This window comes from Pseudomonas sp. KB-10 (assembly GCF_018221585.1).
Lineage (GTDB): Bacteria > Pseudomonadota > Gammaproteobacteria > Pseudomonadales > Pseudomonadaceae > Aquipseudomonas > Aquipseudomonas yangonensis.
In genome coordinates this window covers 628,044-649,454 of sequence record NZ_QYYB01000002.1, presented here as the reverse complement: position 1 = coordinate 649,454, position 21,411 = coordinate 628,044, and the positions used below count along the sequence as shown (strand labels likewise).

Genomic DNA, 21,411 nt, shown 5'->3' with positions numbered 1-21,411 from the left:
GGGCCGGCGCCGCGCGCTTGCGCGTGGATTACTGAACGGCTTCGATGCGCTTGATCAGATCGGCGAACTGCGCGCCGTACTTCTCACGGACCGGGGCGGTAGCGTCGTAGAAGGGCTTGGTGTCGACTTCGATGAACTCGACGCCTTCAGCCTTGAGCTTCTCGTCGCTGGCCTTTTCCTTGGCAACCCACAGGTCGCGCTCCTCCAGCTGGGCCTCTTTGGCCAGCTTCTTGACCAGCGCCTGTTGCTCCGGCGTCAGCTTGTTCCAGGTGGTCTTGGACATCAGCAGCGGCTCGGGAAGGATCAGGTGATGGGTCTGGGTGTAGTACTTGGCCGCACGGAAGTGGTTGTGCTCGAGCAGCGTCGGCGAGTTGTTCTCGGCGCCGTCGATCACGCCGCTTTGCAGGGCGCTGAAGATTTCACCGGTGTCCATGGCGATGCCGTTGGCACCCATGGCATTGAGGGTATCGATGAACAGCGGGTTGCCGATCACGCGGATCTTCATGCCCTTGAGGTCTTCGATCTTGCGCACCGGCTTCTTGGTGTAGAGGCTGCGGCTGCCGGCTTCCATCCACGCCAGGCCGACCATGTTGAAGTCGGAGTCGGTGATGGCATCGAGAATTTCCTGGCCGATCTCACCATCGACCACCTTGCGCATGTGGTCGACATCGCGGAACACGAACGGCATGTTGAACACGTTGGTGGCTGGCACCACCGGGCCGACCGAACCAAGGCTGACGCGGGTCAGCTGAACGGCACCGATCTGGGTCTGTTCGATCACTTCCTTCTCCGAACCCAGGACGCCGCCGGCGAACATGCGCGACTTGATTTCGCCATTGGTGGCGGCTTCCAGTTTCTTGCCGAGGTTTTCCATGGCCACTACGGTCGGATAGCCGGCCGGGTGGATTTCGGCAATTTTCAGGGTCGTCTCGGCCTGTACCAAGGACGACAGACCGAGCGCTAAAGGAAGTGTGGCGAGAAGCAACTTGCGTTTGAGGTTCATGCGGAAAACTCCGTCTTGTTGTTGTTGGTGAACAGCAGTGCAATCCGGTGCCGCGGACGGCCCGGGGTGAATCGGATCAGGGTTTGAAGGCAGGCTCCTCGATACCGCATACGCCAGCCTGCAGGGCGAATACGCCGCCGGCCAGTGGCTGGTCGGAGAGGTCGCCGCCGGGGCGGATCGAGGTGACGAACAAGGTGTCCAGATTCGCACCGCCGAAGGCGCACATGGCGGGCTTCTTCACCGGTACGGCGAGCGAACGGTCTAGGCGGCCGTCGGGGGTGAAGCGGTGCACCAAACCAGCGTCGTTGCCGCAGATCCAGTAGCAGCCGTCGACATCCATCGCTGCGCCGTCGGGGCGCCCCGGATGCTGCGTCATGTCGATGAACAGACGACGGTTGTGCGGCGTGCCGCTATCGGTGTCGTAATCGAAGGCCCAGACGCTCTGTACGCTCGGGTGCGAATCGGAGAGGTACAGGGTGCGGCCGTCGGGGCTGAAGGCCAGGCCGTTGGGCACGATCAGGTCGTCGAGCACCTGTTGCAGCTGGCCATCGTAGCGATACAGCGCTCCGACGCGCGCGCCCTGGGCCATGTCCAGCAACATGGTGCCCGCCCAGAAGCGGCCCTGGCGGTCGCAGCGACCATCGTTGAAGCGCATTTGCGGTCGGGCGTGCTCGACCTGCGCCAGTCGCGTGGCCTGTACGCTGCCATCGTCCTGGGGCTGCAGATGAAAGATGCCGCTCTGCATACCGGCGAGCCAGCCGCCAGCCGGATGCATGGCGATGCAGGCGAGCATTTCCTCGGCCTGCCAGCTCTGCGTCTGGCCGGTGGCGGCGGACCAGCGAAACAGGCGCGCGGCGGGAATATCGGCCCAGTACAGAGCTTGTTCTGCTGTGTTCCAAACCGGGCTTTCGCCCGTGGCGTTGCGCGCATCGACAATCAGTTCGGCTGTCATGGCAGGGGCGCTCTAGTTGTTGTTGTTATGGCTTGGACGTCGCGGCGCTGTTCAGTCGTCGCCGAACGGGCCGGCCGCCACGAAGGCGCCGCCCTGGTAGATACGTGCCGGGTCGTCAGCCGCGGGCATGGGCTGTGCCTCGACTTTGCTGCGGAACACCTCCGAGCTGTCCTTGGGGGTGAAGCCCAGATGCGCGGCCTTGCTGTTGTCCCACCACACCTCGCGGTTATCCGACATGCCATAGACCACGGTATGGCCGACCTCCGGGGTATACAGGCAGCGCTCGAGCAGGTGGGTGAGGTCGTTGTAGCTCAGCCAGGTGCTCATCATGCGGCGGTTGGCAGGCTCGGGAAACGACGAGCCGATGCGGATGCTGACGGTTTCGATGCCGTAGCGATCGAAGTAGAAGCTGGCCATGTCTTCGCCATAGGACTTGGACAGGCCGTAGTAGCCGTCCGGGCGACGCAGGCTGTTGGCGTCGAGCTTTTCGTCCTGCTTGTAGAAGCCGATGACGTGGTTGGAACTGGCGAACACCACGCGTTTCACGCCATGGCGGCGGGCCGCTTCGTAGATATGGAACACGCCACAGATGTTGGCCCCGAGTATCTCTTCGAACGGGCGCTCTACCGAGACACCACCGAAGTGCAGGATGGCGTCGACGCCTTCGACCAGTTGATGCACCGCGACCTTGTCCGCCAGGTCGCAGTACACCACCTCTTCATGGGGGCCTGCGGCAGGAGCCATCTCGCCGATGTCCGAAAGTCGCAGAATGTTGGCATAGGGGCGCAGGCGTTCGCGCAATACCTTACCCAGTCCGCCGGCGGCGCCGGTCAGCAGCAGGCGATTGAAGGGGCGCAGTTCGCTGGAAATCGTGGTCATGGCGGGCCTGGACTCTTTTTGTTTGTTGTTATTGATTGTCATACGTTGTCGTATGACATTGATCGATTATCAGCACCAGTCTGAGCGCTGTCAACGTGCTGCGGGGTGCTACGGGGTTAGCTGATGTGCCTTCTGCGCGCCTCTCTGCAAGCGTCACCGGCTTCTCAACGACCGGCGGAATCTCCGATTTAAAGGCGCTGCTACCGTAATCTCTGGCTTTGCCACCGGGGCGGGTGCCAAATGCGCTGATGCGCTCGGGCAGATGTCGCCGTGCTACTCGAGTCGGAATATTGGACTAAAGTTGTATGACAACCTATCTCGCTTGAGTGAAGCGCCCCGCGCTACAACGAGATCGAGTGATTGGAGATGTGACATGGGCAGGAAACCTGCTGGCATCCGCAGCAGCACGGCACCGACGCTGATCGATGTCGCCAGGGTGGCGGGGGTATCGCCGATTACCGTATCGCGAGCCCTTGGCCGGCCCGAGGTGGTCACCGATGCGACCCGCAAACGCGTGCTGGAAGCCGTGCGGGCGACTGGCTATGTACCCAACCTCGCCGCCGGCTCTCTGGCATCCAGCCGCAGTCGGTTGGTGGCGGTCTTCCTGCCGACCATCGCCAACTCGATTTTCGCCGACACCGTGCAGGCGCTGACCGACCGCCTGGCGGCCGTGGGCTATCAGACCCTGCTGGGCCTGACCGGCTACCGCCCCGAGCAGGAGGAGGCCCTGCTCGAAGCGGTGCTGGGCCGGCGCCCGGACGGCATCGTGCTGACCGGTACCGAGCACACCCAGGCCAGTCGCGAGCGCCTGGCGCGGGTCGGCATCCCGCTGGTCGAAGCCTGGGACCTGTGCGAGCACCCGCTGGACATGCTGGTCGGCTTCTCGCACGAGGCCGTTGGCCAGGCGGTGGCGCGCTATCTGCTCGGCAAGGGCTACCGTCGGGTGTCGGCGGTGGGTATCGATGATCCACGTGGCCTGCGCCGTTATCGCAGCCTGGTCGCGGCGCTGCAGGGGCAGGTTGTTGCGCCGGTGGCAGCGCAGATTCTGCCGGCGCCGGCGACGCTCGCGGTCGGCCGCGAGGGGCTGGCGCGCCTGCTGCAGGAGGGCGCTGCCGGGGAGGTGGTGGTGTGCAGTTCCGATACGGTGGCGCAAGGGGTGATGGCCGAAGCGCTGAGCCGTGGCCTGCGCGTCCCCGAGGATCTGGCGGTGATGGGCTTCGGCGATCTTTCCAGCGCGGCGCATACCCATCCGCCGCTGTCTACCGTGCGGGTCGACGGGCCGCGTATCGGCTGCGCCATTGCCGAAGCGCTGCTGGCGCGTATTGCCGAGCCAGCGGCTGCGCGTCAGCCGCTGCGAATGGATGTAGGCTTCGCGCTGATCGAGCGCGACAGCGCCTGAGCCCGGCTCAGGCCAGGCGCAGGTGGTTGTCCCACAGGCCGGCCGGTAGCTGCAGGGCGTTGGTGACGATGCGCGCGCCGCGGCAATCGTACAGGCGGCAACGGCCCTGGCCGGAAGTGACGACGAAGCCATCGGCCACCGCGCCGACGCCTGCGCAGTCAGGCAGCGGAACGTCGAGGCGCACTTCGGCGCTGTCCAGATCCCAGATGAAGAAGCGGTTGCCGCGCGGTGCGGTCATCGCCAACAGGCGCAGCTCGTCGTGGATGGCCACGCTGGCAGTGTACTGGTTCATCGCCGCGCGCTGCGTCTCGCCGAGGGCGAAGGGCTGGTACGGCTGACCGGGGCGTTTGATCGCCAGCAGCGGTACGGCATCGTGCATATCGCCCATGTACTGCTGGCCGCTGACCACGGTGCCGTCGCGGGCCACGGCCAGGTGGCGGATGCTGTTGCGCTGGTCGGCCAGATACTCCTGGCTGACCAGGCTGCCGTCGCGGCGCATCAGCACCAGGCTGGCCTGCATGGCATCGAGGTTCATGTCGACGCGGCTTTCCGCTTCGGTACGGATGCCGCCGTTGGCTACCACCAGGGTTTCGCCATCGGGCATCCACAGCAGTTGATGCGGGCCGACGCCGTGCGTGCCGTGTTCGCCGTCGCGTTGCAGTCGTTCACCTTCCAGGCGATAGACGCCGAGCACGCCGCGACCCGGTTCGGTGGCGTCGTTCTCGGTGGCGTACAGCCACTCGCCGCCCTTGTGGAACACCGCATGGCCGTTGAAGTGGCGCCCGGCTGGCGAGGCGAGCGTTTGTAGCAGGCGACCGTCGCGGGTGTCGATCAGGTAGCTTTCGGTGCTCGGGCGACGGCCGACGAACAGGGCCAGCGGCAGGGCCGGGTGCGGCACCACATCGTGGCAGCGTTCGTTCACCGCGGTGGCGAAGGCACGCTGGCCGTCCAGGCGATAACCGACCGCGTAGTGCTTGCCATCGGCATCGTCACGGGCCGACAGCAGCAGCGGTTGCCCCGAGGGGCCGAACAGCGTCCAGCCGCCGAAGGCACCCGCAGCCGCCAGGCTGGCAGCTGCTGCACCGAGGCCGAGGAAGGTTCTGCGATGCATGCGTCAGTCCCCGTCGTGGGCGTTGAAGCCGATCTGTACGCCGAGCGCCTTGGCCAGCTCGCTTTCCTGCAGGCGATGCAGACGGTTGAGGCTGTCGTACAGCTCGTTCAGCTGCTTGCGGCCGTCTTCGCTGGCCAGCAGTTCGGTCAGCGGCAGATCGAAGGCGGCCAGGCGCTGACGGGTGTCGAGGTAGGCGGCGTCGATGCGCTGCGCCAGCTCGGCCTGGTCGCTGCCCAGCAGCGATTGCAGGCCATCCTTGTTGTTGCCGTGCCAGAGCAGTTCGGCGCTGGCCAATGCCGAGCCGAGGTTGGCCAGGCTGGCGCTGCTGCGCCAGGATTCGGCCTGGTAGGGCTGGGCGATGCCCTTGGTCTGGCGGCCGAGCGGCGCGCCGAGCTTCTTCTTCAGGCCGTCGATGCCGCTGACCTGAACGCGCAGCAGTTCCGCCACCGCTTCCTTGGAGTCTGCGTAGCGCTCGTTGGGGAACTGCTTGAGCTGCGCGGCCATGCCGCTCTTGTCAGCCTGCCATTGCGCCACGATATCGGCGGCCAGGGCCTGCTGATGCTGACCGATGGCCTGCAGCAAGGGGCAGTAACGGGCTTTCTGCTCTTCCTGGGTCAGGTCGATATCGGCGTCGAACAGCACGTACTCGGAGGCGGTCAGGCCCTGCACCACGACACTGGCGCTGGCCAGGTCGGCCTGGGTCAGCTGTGGCTTGCTCTTGAGCAGCGCCTCGACCTGACGCTGCACCAGGTTCTTCTTGTCCGGCCAGAACTGTACCTGCCAGGCGCGGTTGCCCTCGGCCAGCGGGCCGAGCATCAGCGGTTGCAGCGCCGACCAGGCGCTCATGGCACCGAGAAAGGCCTGGCGCGCGGCGGGCAGGTCGGCACTGCCGGCGCAGAAGGCCGCGGCACGTTCGGCCAGTTGGCGATCGGCTTCCTGCCAGCTGGTATAGGCCGGCAGCAAGACGCCGTCGGTGAGGGCGCCGGTGACCTTGGCGGTCTGATCCTGCTGGCCGCAGCCGACCAGGGCCAGGCCGAGCAGGGAGGCGATCAGGCTCTTGTGCAACATCTCGGGCTCCTTAAAGGGAATTGAGGAAAGCGAGCAGCGCGGCTCGCTCATCGGCATCGAATTTCAGCACCTGCTGCTTGGCCGTTTCGGCCTCGCCGCCGTGCCAGAGTATGGCTTCCAGCAAGTTGCGGGCGCGACCGTCGTGCAGGAACTGGGTGTGGCCGTTGACCGCCTGGGTCAGGCCGATGCCCCACAGCGGTGGCGTGCGCCACTCACGGCCGCTGGCGAGGAACTCCTCACGGCCATCGGCCAGGCCTTCGCCCATGTCGTGCAGGAGCAGGTCGGTGTAGGGGCGGATCAACTGATTGGCCAGCTCCGGCTCGGCGGCATCGGCCGAGGTGGTGAAGCTGGGCGTGTGGCACTTCTGGCAGCCGGCCTGGTGGAACAGGCTCTTGCCCTTGAGTACTTGCGGGGCGTCGACGTTGCGCCGCGCCGGCACGCCGAGGTTGCGGCTGTAGAACAGCACGCTGGCGAGGATGTTGTCGCTGACCTCCGGTTCGCCGCCATGGGGCGCAGCCAGGCAGTCGGCCTGCGCAGCGGTGCAGTTGTCGTGCGGGATCAAACTGGTGGTCAGGCCCATGTCGTTGGCGAAGGCGTCGGCATTCTGCTGGTTGAGGTTGGGCTGGCCGGCCTTCCAGCCGAAACGGCCGAGTACGCTGCGTTGCTGCTGGCGATCCCAGACGATGTTGGGGCGCCCGGAAATGCCGTCACCATCGGCGTCATCCGGATCGGCAGCGGCGAGGATGTCTTGTTCGGCAATGGCTTCGAGCAGGCCGAGGCCGATCATCGGCGGGGCGATACGGGTGGAGAACAGGGTGTTCGGGTGCATGTCGCCATAACCGAGCTGGGTGATTTCCAGCTGCGGTTTGCGCAGCTCCACCCGCGTGCCGTCAGCAAAATGCACCGGCACGCTGCTGTAGTTCACCCGTACCTTGCCTTCCGGGGCCACGCCGGGATTGGCCATGTCCTGCAGCTGGGTGCCATAGGTGGGCTCGGCGACCACGCCCTGGCGTTGCAGCAACTCGGCCTGCTCGGCTGAGGCCGGGATGGACAGGCGCACCAGCATGGAGGCTGCGCTGAGGGCACCCGGCTCGGGGGGATGGCCGCGGCCATCCTTGAGGTGACAGTTCTGGCAGGCGTTGGTATTGAACAGCGGGCCCAGGCCGTCGCGCGCGGTGGTGGAGGCAGGCGCAGGCACCCAGGGGTTGCGGAAGAAGCTGTTGCCGACCGAGAAGTCCAGACGCCGGCTCGGCGCCAGGTTGGCGGCGGGCTGGGAGAAGGCGTTGTGATCGAACTTGCGTACCGTGGCGGCGCCGGCAGAAAGCGCTTCGCCGGGTTCTGCCGCCGTGAAGTTCGGTTGCTGCTCGCAGGCGATCAGGGTCAGTGCCAGAAAGGGGAGCAGGCAGCGCTGGAGCGGCGACATCGACGGACTATCCGGGCAGGCAGGAAACGGGGCGGCAAGATTATCAGGCTAACGGAATTTAAATAAGATCAATTAGCGTTATCCGGGCGTGGCCAGAGGTCGCGGGTCGCTGCGCATCTGCCTGCGTGACGCAGTTGCCAGTTATGTCAGGCGCTGGGCCTGTCTACCGCGATAAACCACTTCGGCTGCATTGCCGCGAAGTCGGTGCGCACGTTGGCGGGCAGGTAGCTGGCTGAGTCCAGTACGTGCATCCGGCCGGCCGAGCGTTCGAATACCACCCAATGCCAGAAGTCGCGATCGTTTACACGATGGTGCTTGATGGCCAGCAAAGCCAGGTCCGGCAAGGCCTCCCAGGAAACGAAAGGCGTTTCGCCGGTTGCCGCCCTCGCACCGCCGCTGGCGAGCAGGCGGCGCACGTACTGAGTATCGGACCACAACGACTCGTCTTCGGCATGAACGCCCATGGCGTTGGCGATGGCCTTCATCTCGGCGTAGCGCTTGCCAAGGATGTTGGCGGCCGCAGCGATACCGCAGCCGCTTTCTTCTTCCTGGATGACGGGTAGCACGATGCACTATTCCTTGTAGGTGGGATGAGTGTCGAAGGTACCGGCCTGTACCAACCATGGGAAGCACCAGCACTCAGCTCCGGCGCGGCAGGTCGAGCAGCGCCAGCAGCCCGCCGCCTGCGCGGGGTCGCAGGGTAAGGCTGCCGCCATGGGCGCTGGCGATCTGCCGGGCGATGCTCAGGCCGAGGCCGTAGCCGGCAGTACCCTGGCCGCGCGCTTCGTCCTCGCGGTAGAAGGGTTCCATGACGCGTTCCAGCAGCGCCTCGTCGATGCCCGGCCCTCTGTCGGCAATGCCGATGCGCAGGCGCTCGGCACTGTCCTCGAGCTGGATTTCGATGAGTCCGCCGGCATGCCGCACGGCATTTTCCAGCAGGTTCTGCAGGCAGCGGTGCAGGCCGCTGGCGTGGGCTACCAGCGGGCGGGCGCTGCCATGGATCGCCACCTCGGCACCCAGATCATGAAAGTCTGCCTGCAGGCCCTGCAGCAGGGCATCGATATCCACCTGCTCGCGGGCGTCTTCCAGCTCGCCGCTGCGCAGAAAGTCCAGGCTGGCCGAGACCATCTCTTCCATGCGCTGCAGGTCGTCGCGAAAACGCTGGCGGGTAGCTTCGTCGGCGAGCAGCTCGGCGCGCAGGCGCAGGCGGGTGATCGGCGTGCGCAGGTCGTGGGAGACGGCAGCGAAGAAGCGCGTGCGCTCGGCGATGCTGTCGATCAGGCGGCGCTGCATGGCATTGAAAGCCTGCGCGGCCTGGCGCACCTCGCGCGGGCCCTCGACCGGCAGCGCAGGGCGATGGATGTCCCGGCCGAGGGCTTCGGCTGCGCCGGTCATGCGTTGCAGCGGGCGCATCACCAGGCGTACGGCGAGCAGGGCAATCAGCACCACCACGATGATGCGCAGCAGGTAGATACGGGTCAGGTAGTCGAGCAGCAGCGACAGCGGCGGGGTGTTCGTCCAGCCCTGTTCTTCGGTGACTTGCAGGTAAAGCTGCGGGCCGCTGGGCAGTTGCAGCTCCACCACAAAGCGGCCGCTGGCCGGGCCCGTGCCGAACAGTACCGGCAGGCTGGCCGGGTGGCCATGCTGATCGAGCACCTCGAGGCTCAGCAGGCGCAGTTGGGGAGCGGCGCCGGTACGTTGTTCGACCACTTCGCGCAGCAGGGTTTCGCGATTGCGGTCGGCCTTGTCCAGTGCCGGCGTACCGGGCGGGCGCTCGAGCAGGCGAAAGTCATCGGCCTGCAGAGCTCGAATCAGCGCCATGGCCTGCTGCGGATCGTGCCGGTCGAGCAGGATCAGATCGGCCAGACGCGTCGCCAGCAGACGCGTGGGAATCTCCAGCACCTGGCCATGACGCACTTCGTACCAGATGCTGCTGGTCAGCACCTGCGCAGCGAGCAGGCCGGTCACCAGAATCAGCACCAGGCGACCGGACAGCGAATCGGGCCAGAAGCGCTTCACCCTTGCTCCACCTGTTCGACGGTCAGGGCATAGCCCTCGTTGCGCACGGTGCGAATCAGCCTGGGGGCTCGCGGATCATCTTCCAGATGCTGGCGCAGGCGGCTGATGCACACGTCGATGCTGCGGTCGAAGGGCGCACGTTCCTTGTCGAAGACATGCCCGAGCAGGAAGTCGCGGCTCAGCGGACGGTTGGGGTGTTGCAGCAGCAGGCGCAGCACGCGGTAGTCGGAGTTACCCAGGCTGATTACCAGGCCGGCGGGCGAGCGCAACTGCCGCGTGGCGGTGTCCAGGCGCCAGCCGGCGAAGCGCAGGGTGGTGGCTTCGTCGAGGCGGGCACGGTCCGGGAAACTCTGCGTGCGGCGCAGCACCACCTTGATCCGTGCCAGCAGTTCGCGTGGGTCGAAAGGCTTGGGCAGGTAGTCGTCGGCGCCCATCTCCAGGCCGACGATGCGATCGACCAGGGTGCCGCGCGCGGTGAGCATGATCACCGGAATGTTGCTGCGCACGCGCAGCTCACGGCACAGGGTCAGGCCGTCCTCGCCCGGCAACATCAGGTCGAGCACCACCAGGTCGATCAGCTGCTCCTCCAGGCGCTTGCGCATCTCCACACCCTGGCTGGCCACGCAAGTCTGGTAGCCGGCATCGCTGAGGTAGGTGGAAAGCAACTGACGAATCTCGGGGTCGTCGTCGACGATGAGTATGTGATCCGGTCGGGACATGGGTATCACCTGTGAGCGGGACGAGCACCTTACACCGGTGCAGTCGGGCAAATGTAATGGAATGTTTTGGCGCGCACTTTCATGCGGGCTCCGATACATCTCGACAGCCAGGGGCGAGGGGCTCAATCGATAGAATTCTTCGAATACAAATGCGACTGATTGTATTTAAGGAATTTCGATGTCCCAAGTGCTTCCCGCAGTCCCCACGAGCCTGTCGAAAACCCTGGCACCGGCATTCGGGCTGATGCTCGGTGCCTGCACGCTGCCGGCACTGGCCGATGGCAACGCGATCGACCTGCCGGCCACTCAGGTGACTGGCAAGGATGTGCCCTTCAAGGCAGACAAGGCCTCGTCGGCGAAGATCGCCGTACCGCTGCTCGACGCCCCACAAAGCGTCAATCTGGTGCCGCGCGAGGTGCTCGACGAGCAGAACGCGCAGACCCTGCAGGACGTGCTGCGCAACGTGCCGGGCATCACCTTCATGTCCGGCGAGGGCAACCTGGGCTGGGGCGACCTGTTCTCCATCCGCGGTTTCTCCTCGGAGCAGAGCCTGACGGTCGACGGCGTGCGTGATTCCGGCATGTCCAGCCGCACCGACACCTTCAACCTGGAGCAGGCCGAGGTCTACAAGGGCACCGGCTCGGTGGAGTCCGGCGTCTCGGCCATCGGCGGCAGCGTCAACCTGGTCAGCAAGCGCGCCCACCTGGGCGATGACGTCAAGCTGTCGGCCGGCATCGGCAGCGACAACTACAAACGTCTGACTGCCGACATCAATCGCGAGATCAACGACACCAGCGCGGTGCGCATCAACCTGATGAAGCACGGCAACGCGGTGGCCGAGCGCGACGAGGTGGACTACGACCGCTGGGGCCTGGCCACGTCCTTCGGCTTTGGCCTGGGCACTGAAACTCGCCTGTGGCTCGATGCCTTCTACCAGAAGGACAAGAACACCCCGGATGGGGGTGTACCCATCCAGCGCGGTACCCACGGCAAGCGCATGCCCGGCGTGTCACGCGATGCCTGGTACGGCGACTCCAGCCTGTACACCCAGCAGACCGAGACACGTTCGCTGACCAGCCTGTTCGAGCACGATTTCGACGACAGCACCACGCTGCGCAATCAGCTGCGCTGGCAGCAGACCGACAACTGGGCGGTACTGTCGCCGGCGCGCTTCGTCGCCGCCAACGCCGACGGCAGTCGCACTTGCACCGGCACGCGTTGCGCCAGCCTCGGCTATGTAGGCGTCGGCCCGGTCAGCTCGGTCAATGGCGTCAATGCCTACACCGACTACGCCAACAGCAGCGATACTCGCTACGGCTACCTGCGCGGCAGCGATTTCGGCCTGTCCAAGCGCTACTCGATCATCGATAACCAGACCGACCTGAGCTTCGACTTCGCCACTGGCGGCATCGGCCACCAGGCGGTCACCGGCATCGAGCTGTACAAGGAAACCTACGCTGGCCTGCACAAGAGCATGAAGGTGCCTGACGGCGAGATGTTCTTCGACATGACCGATCCGGCCCATCACTTCGCCTCCACCTACGAGCGCAAGGGCTACGGCGACCCGGCCACCGAGGTGAAGAACGCCGGCCTGTACGTCTCCGACACCCTGACCTTCAGCCCCCAATGGCAGTTGCTGCTGTCGCTGCGCTACGACCGCTGGAAGGTCAGCACCGAGAACGGCGGCAACGAAAGCAGCCGCCGCGACGACACCTTCGGCGGTCGCGCCGGGCTGGTGTTCAAGCCGGCGCACAACGGCAGCATCTACCTGTCCTACAGCCAGTCGGCGCAGCCTTCGGCCATTGGCGCCACCACCAACAACCAGGTCTACGGCGCAGCCAGCACGGCAAACTACGAGCCGGCCAAGGCCAGCACCTACGAGCTGGGCACCAAGTGGGAACTGCTCGACGAGCGCCTGGGCCTGACCGCCGCGATCTTCCGCACCGAACTGGACAACAGCTGGGAATACAGCGAAGGCGAGGCCTCGCCAGTGCGTGCGCTGCCGGCCAAACGCGTCGATGGCATCGAGCTGGGCCTGCAGGGCGAGCTGAGCTCGAAGTGGAGCGCCTACGCTGGCTTCGCGGCGATGAAGAGCCGCCAGACCAAGGGTGCCAACAAGGGCGAGGAGGCCAAGAACGTGCCCGACCTGACCGCCAACCTATGGACCACCTACGACCTCACCGACGACCTGAGTCTGAGCTACGGCGCCAACTATGTCGGCCGTCGTCGCTACAGCGACAACAAATACGTGGGCGGTCTGAACAACAACAGCAGCTATGCCGATGGCCCGTCCGGGGTGGCCGCCATCTACACCCGTGATCGCGAAAAGGCACAGGGCTACTGGCTGCACAGCGTCGCGGCGCGCTACCAGCTCGACTCCAACACCACGCTCAACCTTAACGTCGAAAATCTGTTCAACAAGTTCTACTACAGCCGCATCGGCGCCTCGCTCGATGGCTTCCAGCTGTACGGCGTGCCGGGCGCGGGGCGTACCGTCACCGCCAGCGTGGATTACAGCTTCTGATGCTGGTCGAGATCGAAGCGCTGCTCAGCGCCACGGAGCTGGACGAGGTGCGCAAGCAACTGCTGGCGCAACCCTGGGTCGACGGCAAGGTCACCGCCGGCGTGCAGTCTGCGCAGGTCAAGGCCAATCGCCAGCTGGACGAGGAAAACCCGCTGGCCCGCCAGCTGGGCGAGCTGATCCTGCGGCGCCTGTCGGACAACGCGCTGTTCATGTCCGCCGCCCTGCCCAAGCGCATCTACCCGCCGCTGTTCAATCGTTATGGCGCTGGCGAGGCGTTTGGCTTCCATGTCGACAACGCCATCCGCGGCATCAAGGGCGTGCGTGAGCGCGTGCGCACCGACCTGTCGGCGACTCTATTCCTGGCCGATCCGGCCAGCTACGACGGCGGCGAACTGGTGATCCGCGACACCTTCGGCGAGCAGCGCGTCAAGCTGCCGGCCGGGCACCTGGTGCTCTATCCCGGCAGCAGCCTGCATCGCGTCGAGGCGGTCACCCGTGGCGAGCGCCTGGCCTCGTTCTTCTGGATCGAGAGCCTGGTGCGTGAGGACAGTCAGCGGCAAATGCTGCTGGACATGGACGTGGCTATCCAGCGCCTGACTGCCCAGGGCGCCGACGACCAATCACTGCTGGAACTCACCGGCGTCTATCACAACCTGCTCCGTCGCTGGAGCGACACCTGAATCCATTCGAGGTCATTGCCGTGAATATCTCCCCGCTGCGGCGCGTGCTCGCGCTGCCCCTGTTGTTGCTGGCCCTGGCCGGCTCCGCCCATGCCGTGGAGGTCACCGATGTGCTCGGGCGCAAGGTCGAAGTACCGGCCGAGCCGAAGCGCGTGGTGCTGGGCGAAGGGCGCTTGTTCTTCGCCCTGGCGCTGCTCGACCGAGAGGCGCCGTTCCAGCGCGTGGTCGGTTGGCAGAACGACATGCGCCTGCTCGACCCGCACACCTACGAGGTGTACGCCGAGCAGTACCCGGCCATCGCCCAGATTCCGCTGATCGGCCAGGCCTCGGAGCAGAGCGTCAGCGCCGAACAGATCCTCGCCCTCAAGCCGGATCTGGCAGTGTTCAGCATTGCCGGTGAAGGCCCGACCCAGCACAGCCCGGTCGCCGATCTGCTGGACGCAGCGGGCATTCCCGTGCTGTTCATCGATTTTCGCGTGCACCCGATCAAGAACACCCGCGTCAGCCTCGAAGCGCTGGGCAAACTGCTCGGCCGCGAGCGCGAGGCGCAGGAATACCTGAGCTTCTATGAGCACCACCTGGCGCGCATCACCGATGCCGTGTCCGACCTGCCGGATGCGCAGCGGCCCAAGGTGTTTCTCGAACTGCTGGCTGGCGTCTGGCAGGCGCCGGGCCACACCACCGGCAAGAGCGGCCTTGGCGGCGTGGTCGAAGCAGTCGGCGGACGCAATATCGCCGCCGGCGTGGTGCCGGGTGCGATCGGTGACGTCAGTGTGGAGTATGTGTTGACCGCCGATCCGGACGTCTACATCGCCACCGGCAACCGTAATCCAGGCGTGCTGCTCGGTGCCGGCGTGGACGAGAAGACTGCGCGCGACAGCCTGGCGAAGATCACCGCACGCCCCGAATTCGCGCCGCTGCGGCCGATCCGCGATGGCCAGGCCCATGGCCTGTGGCACGACTTCTACAACTCGCCGTTCAACATCCTGGCCATCGAAAGCATGGCACGCTGGATCCATCCCGAGCGTTTCGCCGACCTGGACCCAACGGCGACCCAGGCCGAAATCAACCGCTTCCTTGCCGTTGGCCTGGATGGCCGCTACTGGATCGATGCAACGCCGTGAGTGCCTATCTGCAAAGTGCCGGTGCGCCCGCCCTGGAGGCGGCCGCGCTGAGCTACCGGCGTCTGCTGTGGCGCCGTACCCTGCTGGTGGTGTTGCTCGCCGGCCTGCTGCTGCTCAGCGTGCTGGCCGACCTGGCCAGCGGCGCCTCGGGCATGGGTCTGGGGCAGTTGCTGGCCGGCATTCTCGATCCCGGCGCCCTGAGCGCCACCGAACGGGTGATCATCTGGAACGTGCGCCTGCCTTATGCGCTGATGGCAGTGCTGGTCGGTGCGGCGCTGTCACTGGCCGGAGCGGAAATGCAGGCGATCCTCGACAACCCGCTGGCCAGTCCCTTCACCCTTGGCGTGTCCTCGGCTGCGGCGCTTGGCGCCTCGCTGGCCATCGCCTATCCGCTGGCCATCGACTGGCTAGCGCCGAGTGGCCAGGTGACGGTGGCGGCGTTCGTCTTCGCCTGCCTGTCGGTGCTGCTGTTGCAGGCCATGTCGCGCCTGCGTGGTGCGGGTGTGGAGAGCCTGGTGCTGTTCGGTATCGCTCTGGTGTTCAGCTGTAATGCGCTGGTGTCGCTGCTGCAACTGCTGGCCACCGAGGACGTGCTGCAGCAACTGGTGTTCTGGACGCTGGGCAGCCTGGCACGGGCCAATTGGGAAAAGCTCGGCATCCTCGCCCTGGTGCTCGTCGTGCTGCTGCCGTTCTCCTTGCGCGCCGCGCCGGGCATGACCCTGCTGCGCATGGGCGAGGATCGTGCGCGCAGCTTCGGCGTCGATGTGCGCCGTTTGCGTTATGGCTCGCTGCTGCGCATCAGTCTGCTGGCGGCCACGGCCGTGGCCTTCGTCGGCACCATCGGCTTCGTTGGTCTGGTCGGCCCGCACATGGCGCGCCTGCTGGTGGGCGAGGATCAGCGCTTCCTGCTGCCGGCCAGCGCACTGGTCGGCGCCTTGCTGCTGTCGCTGTCGTCCATCGCCAGCAAGCTGATCCTGCCGGGGGTGATCGTACCGGTGGGCATCGTCACCGCGCTGGTCGGCGTGCCGGTGTTCGTCGTGCTGGTGTTCCGTCGCGGGAGGCGCCTATGACCCTCAGGGCGGAAAACATCTCGGTGGCCTATGGGCGCCGGCAGATTCTCCACGGCCTGTCGCTACCCGAGCTGCAACCGGGCAGCCTGGTGGCGCTGGTCGGCCCCAACGGGGCCGGCAAATCCACCCTGCTGCGGGCACTGGCCGGTCTGGAGAACATGCAAGGTAGCCTGACCCTCGGCGGCCAGAATCTGACCCGCATCGGCGGCGGCGAACGTGCCCGCACCCTGGCCTACATGCCGCAGCAACTGCCGCCGGGCATTGCCCTCGGCGTGCTGGAAAGCGTGCTGGCGGCGCTGCGCGTCGGCGGTGACGGCGAGGTGCTGGCGCGTGCCTTCGATGCCCTGGCGCGTATCGGCATCGAGGAACTGGCCGAGCATTCGCTCGTTAGTCTTTCCGGTGGGCAGCGGCAACTGGTCTCGCTGGCGCAGCTGATTGCGCGGCGGCCGCAGGTGCTGTTGCTCGATGAGCCGACCAGCGCGCTCGATCTGCACTACCAACTGCGCGTGATGGATTGCGTGCGCGACCTGGTGCGCGAGCACCAATTGCTGGCGGTGGCGGTGCTGCACGACATCAACCTGGCGGCCAGCTGCGCCGATCAACTGGTAGTGATGCGCGCCGGCCGTATTCACGCCAGCGGTACGCCCGACGAGGTGCTCACCCCGCCACTGCTCGCCGAGGTCTACGGCGTCGAGGCGCGTGTCGAACGTTGCTCGCGCGGACGGCTGCAGGTGCTGGTGGATCGGGCTCTGATGTCCGATCGTCGGGGTTGACAGGTCACGGCAGAGGTTAACCGGGCTTTAGCCGGGGCGAGCCGAGCGTTCCACTTATGCGAAACAACCGAAGCCTTTACAGGCTCCGGTGCGCCTCCATCTGACGAATTCAGCCTGCAACCGTCAGGTTCAGCAGATGCCGCCACCGACACGGCGCCGGGGCCTGGCGGCCCGGGCGTCGTAGTTGACGAGGGGGATATCAGTCCACCTTGAAGCGGCTGACCAGTTGCTGCTGGTGGTCGGCCAGACGCGCCAGCTCGCGGCTGGTCACGGCGGTCTGTTCGGCGGCGGCGCTGACCTGGATGACCAGGTCGTTGATCTCGTTGACGTTGCGGTTGATCTCCTCCGATACCAGGCTCTGTTCCTCGGCCGCCGAGGCCACCTGGATATTACGGTCGCTGATGCTGGCGATGCCGTCGGCAATTTGCACCAGCAGGTCGCCGGCCTTGACCACGTTACTGGCGCCAGCCTGGGCCTTGTTCAGGGTTTCCTGCATGGAGCTGGCGGCACGGTCCGAGCCGCTCTGCAGGTTGCTGATCATCTGCTGAATGCTGACGGTCGAGTCCTGGGTCTTCTGCGCCAACTGACGGACTTCATCGGCGACCACGGCGAAGCCACGCCCCTGTTCGCCGGCACGCGCCGCTTCGATCGCGGCATTGAGGGCCAGCAGGTTGGTCTGCTCGGCGACGCCACGAATGACGTCGAGCACCGAGGAAATGGCATCACTCTCACGCTTGAGCTCGACGATGATGTCGGCTGTCTGCTCGGCTTGCGTCGACAGGGCCTGGACCAGACGCACGGTGCTCTCGATTTCGGCTTTGCCCTGCAGGGTGCTGTCATTGACCTGGCGTGACATCTCGGCCGCTTCGGTGGTGCTGCGTGCCACATCGCGAACGGTGGCACTCATTTCGTTGATGGCGGTGGCCACCTGATCCGTGCCCAGACGCTGCTGTGCGACGTTCTGGCTGGTCTGCAGGGCCACGGCCGAGGATTCCTCGGCGGCGGTGGCGACCTGAGCCGCGGCGCCACCGATTTCCTGGATCACTTCCTTGATCTGTTGGGCCATGTTGTTGAGGTTGCGTGCGATCGTGCCGAACTCGTCGCCACCTTCATAGCTCGTGTTGGCGGTCAGATCGCGCCTGGCCAGGGCGACCAGGGTGTCGTTGACATCGCTGACCGCGGATTTGATGTTGCGGATGATCAGCAGCGACAGCACCACCACGGCGGACAGCACGCCGAACATGGCAGCGATGGTCAGCCACAGACTGCTGGCCGCATCGTCACGAGCCTGGGTCGCCAGGTTGCCGACACTCTGGCCCAGTTCGGCTTCGACCTTGCCCATCAGGTCAATGCGGCTGGTGGAAAGCCTGAACCAGTCTTCTGGCTTGATGCCCAGCGGGTCGCCAAGCGGTTTTTCGAAGGCCAGACGCTGCAGGCGCGCCACCTCCTGCGAGTCGGGTTGCTGAAGCACGCTGTCGAGCTCGCTGCGGAAGCTGGCCGAAGCGCGGCGCTGGAATCCGTCCAGATAGGCAGAGAATTCCCCCAGGTTGCGGCTGAAGCGCCACAGCAAGTCCGCATTGAACTGGTTCTGGTTGAAGACCAGGCCCAGCAGCATGCGCTCGCGCCCGGCGCGCTCCTTCATTTCCACGAACTGATTGAGGGCGCTTAGGGCCCGCAGGATCTGCGGGTCGTTGACGCTCGCCTCGAGAGAGTGGGTGTAGCCGACCAGGGACTTGATCAGATTGGTGTAGCGGGTGCCCGAGTCGGTGCTGCTCAGCGACAACGCATCGATCTGCGGGCGCAGTGCGGCGAGTTCGTCGAGCGCACGCAGGGCCTCGTCCATGCCGGAGGAGCCCTGGTCCGACAGGGCGCGCATCTGCGCGGTCGCAGCGTCGGTATCGCGGCGGTATTCGGCCAGTTTGTCGCCCATCGTTTTGCCGCTGCTGCCAAGGAATACGCCACTGGCGCCCCGTTCGCGTTGCAGTGAGGTGATCACGGCGCTGATCTTCTGCGCCGCACCACTGGCGGTCACGGTGTGATCCATTTCGGTCAGCGTGTGGTACTTGCCGGTGACGTAGACGCCGGCGAATGCCAGGAAACCAAGCAGCGGGAATATCAGTATGAGCAGTAGCTTCACGCTCAGCGGGGCATTTTTAAGCATCTGTGAGTTGCCTCATCGTCTCGATTTGAACAGTTGGCAGGCGAAGTTATGACGGTAGTTTCAGTACCAGGCTGGCGATTCAGAGGGCGACAGGGATTGATGCCCACTCTGAAGCTGTAGGGATGTTGTTTTTCGTGGCATCGGCTGCTGGAAGAGGCATGGACTTTGACCTGCAATTGATCGATGGCGGGCACCGGCCAGAACGGCTCTTCGCAAGGGTTGGCATAGTCAGCGTATCGTAAGTCAGGGGCGTTTCTTGAAAGAATTTCGTACGACTTTAGGCGTGTAGGTCGCTGCGAGCCGGGTGTTCAGGAGGCAGGTTAAACAAAATGAATCGCAGGTCTTTGATCGGCAGCAATAAGTCGCTTTGCAATCTCAAGTCATTCATCGCCGAGCCGATAATGTCTCTGAGGATTCGTCGCCGTCTTCGCGCCTGATGAATCCACTATCCCGAGGGATTCATCGCATGAACATCAAACAAAAGCTGACTTGGGCATTTGCCGCTATCGCGTGCCTGCCCATCCTCCTGGTTGCCGCTGTGGTCATCTACAACCTGCGTGCGCAGGCTGAGGCCGACTTCCTTGATGGCAGCTCCCGCGAGATACGCCAGATCGACAACGCCATGGGTATGTTCTTCAAGGGCATCAGCGAGAACGTCGACTACCTGGCCAGTCTGCCGCAAATGACGGCCGCCCCGACCCTGAAGAACTATTCCTCGGCGGACGCGGCCAGCACCCCGCTGCCGGAGACCAACCAGGAACTGGAGCGCATTTTCGACCGTTTTGCCAAGTCCCATCCAACCACTGCCTACCTGTCCTACGGGCGAGTTGACGGCGGTTATGCCATCTGGCCGAGCGATCCTGGCCTCAGCAGCTACGATCCGCGCGTGCGTCCCTGGTACAAGACCGCCATGGCAGAGCCGGGCAAAACGCAGCGCACCGCTGCCTACTACTGGGCCTCGGATGATGCGGTACTGATCGGGACCGTGCGTACCGTCACCGACGCACAGGGGGCGGTCGTCGGTGTCGTCGGTCTGGACGTATCGCTGAAGCAGCTCACCGATCTGGTCAAGCAGATCAAGATCGGCCAGACCGGCTACCTGATGCTGGTGGAGGGCAGCGGCAACGTCCTGGTCGACCCGCAGAACGCCGAGAACAACTTCAAGTCTCTCGCAGATCTGGGCGGCGACTACGCCCGTATGGCCGGTGCCGATGGCTTGCTGGAAGTGGAACTCAACGGCACCCGCTACATGGCCAACATCTGGTCTTCGCCGACGCTGGGCTGGCGCTTCATCGGCCTGATCGAGCGCGGCGAGGTCATGGCCAAGGCCAATGATCTCGCCTGGCAGGTTGGCGTGATCGTGGTGGTCCTGGCGCTGGTGTTCGCCATGGTGGGGACCCTGTTCGCCAGGCTCATCGTCAATCCGATTCGCAGCGTGGCGAGCGGCCTGGAAGGTATCGCGCAGGGCGAAGGCGACCTGACGCGCAGCCTGAACATCCAGGGCAAGGACGAAACGGCCCTGCTGGCGCGCTGGTTCAACCAGTTCCTCGGCACGATCCGCCAGCTCGTGCAACGCATCATCGAGGCCTCCGCAGCTCTGCGCCAGACCTCCGAGGATTCCATGCGCGTCGCCCAGGACATGACCGATGTGGCCGAGCGCCAACGCGGTGCAGTTGAAATGGTGTCGACCGCATTCAACGAGATGGTCGCGACCGCCAACGAAGTCGCGCGTTCGTGCAGCGAGGCCGCCACTTCGGCCGATGATGGCCAGCGCCAGGTACACGCCGGGCAGGCGCAGATCGAGGATGCCACCGACAGCGTGTCGCGTCTGAGTGACAACCTCAAGCAATCGGCGCTGGCGCTACAGGCGCTGGAACAGGACAGCCAGAACATCAACGCAATCCTCGGTACCATTCGCTCCATTGCCGAGCAGACCAACCTGCTGGCGCTCAATGCCGCTATCGAAGCTGCCCGCGCAGGCGATCAAGGACGCGGCTTCGCGGTCGTTGCCGACGAAGTACGCGCCCTGGCGCAGCGCACCGCCGACTCCACCGGCGAGATCGACAGCCTGCTGGGGGGCCTGGCGCGCCGCACGCAGGAGGTGGCCCGGCAGATGCAGCACAGCCTGGAAATGTCGCAGGCCAGCGTCGAGCGCATCAGTCTGGCCAGCAACAGCTTCGAGCACATTCGTGGCGCCGTGGACCACATCCGCGATCAGAACACCCAGATCGCTACCGCCGCGGAAGAGCAGCATCAGGTCGCCGAGGATATCAACCGCCACATCGCGCAGATCCAGAGCGACGCCTTGCTGGTCGAGAATCTCGCGCAGTCGGCGCATCGCGATTCGCAGGAGCTGGCCCAACTGTCGGAACAATTGCATGGGCTGGTCGGACGTTTCCGCACCTAGCCTCCCACCGGCGCCGCATGCTCCATGCGGCGCCATTCTCAGGCCTGTGTTTCAGGCCTTCCTGCCTACCGCATCGCAATGCCTGGTGTTCTGCCGGGC

General features: G+C 65.2%; 17 protein-coding genes and 2 pseudogenes. 8 read left to right on the top strand and 11 right to left on the bottom strand.

The window, feature by feature from the left end; translation table 11 throughout:
- Positions 1-28: 28 nt before the first annotated feature.
- The 3 genes from DXK50_RS08005 to DXK50_RS07995 form a co-directional block, all read right to left on the bottom strand.
- Positions 29-1,003 carry a TRAP transporter substrate-binding protein gene (locus DXK50_RS08005; protein ID WP_212629931.1) on the bottom strand — a complete coding sequence of 325 codons (975 nt, stop codon included), beginning with the start codon at positions 1,001-1,003 and terminating at the stop codon, positions 29-31.
- A 76-nt stretch (positions 1,004-1,079) separates the two neighbouring features.
- Complete coding sequence (locus DXK50_RS08000) at positions 1,080-1,955, bottom strand: glucurono-1,5-lactonase (RefSeq protein WP_161865178.1); 876 nt, start codon at positions 1,953-1,955, stop codon at positions 1,080-1,082.
- A 51-nt stretch (positions 1,956-2,006) separates the two neighbouring features.
- A complete protein-coding gene (locus tag DXK50_RS07995; protein WP_212629930.1) occupies positions 2,007-2,834 on the bottom strand; it encodes an NAD-dependent epimerase/dehydratase family protein in 828 nt (275 codons plus the stop codon).
- 373 nt (positions 2,835-3,207) lie between these two features.
- Here DXK50_RS07995 and DXK50_RS07990 point away from each other — a divergent pair, with 373 nt between their 5' ends.
- Positions 3,208-4,233 (top strand): LacI family DNA-binding transcriptional regulator, encoded by a 1,026-nt coding sequence (locus DXK50_RS07990; RefSeq protein WP_212629929.1) that lies wholly within the window; start codon positions 3,208-3,210, stop codon positions 4,231-4,233.
- Between the two features lie 7 nt (positions 4,234-4,240).
- On the opposite strand, the gene DXK50_RS07985 is transcribed toward DXK50_RS07990, so the two are convergent.
- The 6 genes from DXK50_RS07985 to DXK50_RS07960 form a co-directional block, all read right to left on the bottom strand.
- On the bottom strand, positions 4,241-5,344 hold the full coding sequence (locus DXK50_RS07985; RefSeq protein ID WP_212629928.1) for a DUF1513 domain-containing protein: 1,104 nt from the start codon (positions 5,342-5,344) through the stop codon (positions 4,241-4,243).
- 3 nt (positions 5,345-5,347) lie between these two features.
- Positions 5,348-6,412: an imelysin family protein gene (locus DXK50_RS07980; protein WP_161865174.1), complete on the bottom strand. Its 1,065-nt coding sequence runs from the start codon at positions 6,410-6,412 to the stop codon at positions 5,348-5,350.
- Between the two features lie 10 nt (positions 6,413-6,422).
- Positions 6,423-7,835: a di-heme oxidoreductase family protein gene (locus DXK50_RS07975; RefSeq protein WP_161865173.1), complete on the bottom strand. Its 1,413-nt coding sequence runs from the start codon at positions 7,833-7,835 to the stop codon at positions 6,423-6,425.
- 146 nt (positions 7,836-7,981) lie between these two features.
- Complete coding sequence (locus DXK50_RS07970; protein WP_212629927.1) at positions 7,982-8,401, bottom strand: hypothetical protein; 420 nt, start codon at positions 8,399-8,401, stop codon at positions 7,982-7,984.
- Positions 8,402-8,474: 73 nt separating this feature from the next.
- Entirely contained in the window at positions 8,475-9,854 is a 1,380-nt protein-coding gene (locus DXK50_RS07965) for an ATP-binding protein (protein ID WP_212629926.1), read from the bottom strand.
- Complete coding sequence (locus DXK50_RS07960) at positions 9,851-10,573, bottom strand: response regulator (RefSeq protein ID WP_161865171.1); 723 nt, start codon at positions 10,571-10,573, stop codon at positions 9,851-9,853. Before DXK50_RS07960 ends, DXK50_RS07965 begins: the two co-directional genes overlap by 4 nt.
- Positions 10,574-10,751: 178 nt before the next feature.
- Here DXK50_RS07960 and DXK50_RS07955 point away from each other — a divergent pair, with 178 nt between their 5' ends.
- From DXK50_RS07955 to DXK50_RS07935, 5 genes are read left to right on the top strand one after another with little or no spacing between them, the layout of a single operon-like run.
- Positions 10,752-13,097 carry a TonB-dependent receptor gene (locus tag DXK50_RS07955; RefSeq protein ID WP_212629925.1) on the top strand — a complete coding sequence of 782 codons (2,346 nt, stop codon included), beginning with the start codon at positions 10,752-10,754 and terminating at the stop codon, positions 13,095-13,097.
- Positions 13,097-13,777, top strand: a complete 681-nt coding sequence (locus DXK50_RS07950; protein WP_212629924.1) for a Fe2+-dependent dioxygenase — start codon at positions 13,097-13,099, stop codon at positions 13,775-13,777. The genes DXK50_RS07955 and DXK50_RS07950 overlap by 1 nt, the downstream gene beginning before the upstream one ends.
- A gap of 20 nt (positions 13,778-13,797) precedes the next feature.
- Positions 13,798-14,901 carry an ABC transporter substrate-binding protein gene (locus DXK50_RS07945; RefSeq protein ID WP_212629923.1) on the top strand — a complete coding sequence of 368 codons (1,104 nt, stop codon included), beginning with the start codon at positions 13,798-13,800 and terminating at the stop codon, positions 14,899-14,901.
- Positions 14,898-15,971 carry a FecCD family ABC transporter permease gene (locus DXK50_RS07940; RefSeq protein WP_212629922.1) on the top strand — a complete coding sequence of 358 codons (1,074 nt, stop codon included), beginning with the start codon at positions 14,898-14,900 and terminating at the stop codon, positions 15,969-15,971. The genes DXK50_RS07945 and DXK50_RS07940 overlap by 4 nt, the downstream gene beginning before the upstream one ends.
- Entirely contained in the window at positions 15,968-16,744 is a 777-nt protein-coding gene (locus DXK50_RS07935) for an ABC transporter ATP-binding protein (protein WP_212629921.1), read from the top strand. Before DXK50_RS07940 ends, DXK50_RS07935 begins: the two co-directional genes overlap by 4 nt.
- Before the next feature lie 199 nt (positions 16,745-16,943).
- On the opposite strand, the gene DXK50_RS25455 is transcribed toward DXK50_RS07935, so the two are convergent.
- Positions 16,944-17,810: a methyl-accepting chemotaxis protein gene (locus tag DXK50_RS25455; RefSeq protein ID WP_438810711.1), complete on the bottom strand. Its 867-nt coding sequence runs from the start codon at positions 17,808-17,810 to the stop codon at positions 16,944-16,946.
- A pseudogene (locus DXK50_RS25450) lies at positions 17,805-18,788 on the bottom strand (nitrate- and nitrite sensing domain-containing protein); the annotation flags it as partial. The gene DXK50_RS25455 and the pseudogene DXK50_RS25450, both read right to left, overlap by 6 nt.
- 553 nt (positions 18,789-19,341) lie before the next feature.
- Between DXK50_RS25450 and DXK50_RS25445 the strand changes: the two are divergent.
- Positions 19,342-20,457, top strand: a pseudogene (locus tag DXK50_RS25445) (cache domain-containing sensor histidine kinase); the annotation flags it as partial.
- Positions 20,458-20,526: 69 nt separating this feature from the next.
- Entirely contained in the window at positions 20,527-21,312 is a 786-nt protein-coding gene (locus DXK50_RS25440; RefSeq protein WP_461818598.1) for a methyl-accepting chemotaxis protein, read from the top strand.
- The last annotated feature ends 99 nt before the right edge of the window (positions 21,313-21,411 follow it).

Excerpts from the sequence above, each read along its gene's own strand:
- DXK50_RS07950 (WP_212629924.1), top strand. The coding sequence starts at position 13,097 with ATGCTGGTCGAGATCGAAGCGCTGCTCAGCGCCACGGAGCTGGACGAG.
- DXK50_RS25455 (WP_438810711.1), bottom strand. The coding sequence starts at position 17,810 with ATGGCCCAACAGATCAAGGAAGTGATCCAGGAAATCGGTGGCGCCGCG.
- DXK50_RS08005 (WP_212629931.1), bottom strand. The coding sequence starts at position 1,003 with ATGAACCTCAAACGCAAGTTGCTTCTCGCCACACTTCCTTTAGCGCTC.
- DXK50_RS07985 (WP_212629928.1), bottom strand. The coding sequence starts at position 5,344 with ATGCATCGCAGAACCTTCCTCGGCCTCGGTGCAGCAGCTGCCAGCCTG.
- DXK50_RS25440 (WP_461818598.1), top strand. The coding sequence starts at position 20,527 with ATGCGCGTCGCCCAGGACATGACCGATGTGGCCGAGCGCCAACGCGGT.
- DXK50_RS07935 (WP_212629921.1), top strand. The coding sequence starts at position 15,968 with ATGACCCTCAGGGCGGAAAACATCTCGGTGGCCTATGGGCGCCGGCAG.
- DXK50_RS08000 (WP_161865178.1), bottom strand. The coding sequence starts at position 1,955 with ATGACAGCCGAACTGATTGTCGATGCGCGCAACGCCACGGGCGAAAGC.
- DXK50_RS07960 (WP_161865171.1), bottom strand. The coding sequence starts at position 10,573 with ATGTCCCGACCGGATCACATACTCATCGTCGACGACGACCCCGAGATT.
- DXK50_RS07990 (WP_212629929.1), top strand. The coding sequence starts at position 3,208 with ATGGGCAGGAAACCTGCTGGCATCCGCAGCAGCACGGCACCGACGCTG.
- DXK50_RS07955 (WP_212629925.1), top strand. The coding sequence starts at position 10,752 with ATGTCCCAAGTGCTTCCCGCAGTCCCCACGAGCCTGTCGAAAACCCTG.
- DXK50_RS07980 (WP_161865174.1), bottom strand. The coding sequence starts at position 6,412 with ATGTTGCACAAGAGCCTGATCGCCTCCCTGCTCGGCCTGGCCCTGGTC.
- DXK50_RS07995 (WP_212629930.1), bottom strand. The coding sequence starts at position 2,834 with ATGACCACGATTTCCAGCGAACTGCGCCCCTTCAATCGCCTGCTGCTG.
- DXK50_RS07975 (WP_161865173.1), bottom strand. The coding sequence starts at position 7,835 with ATGTCGCCGCTCCAGCGCTGCCTGCTCCCCTTTCTGGCACTGACCCTG.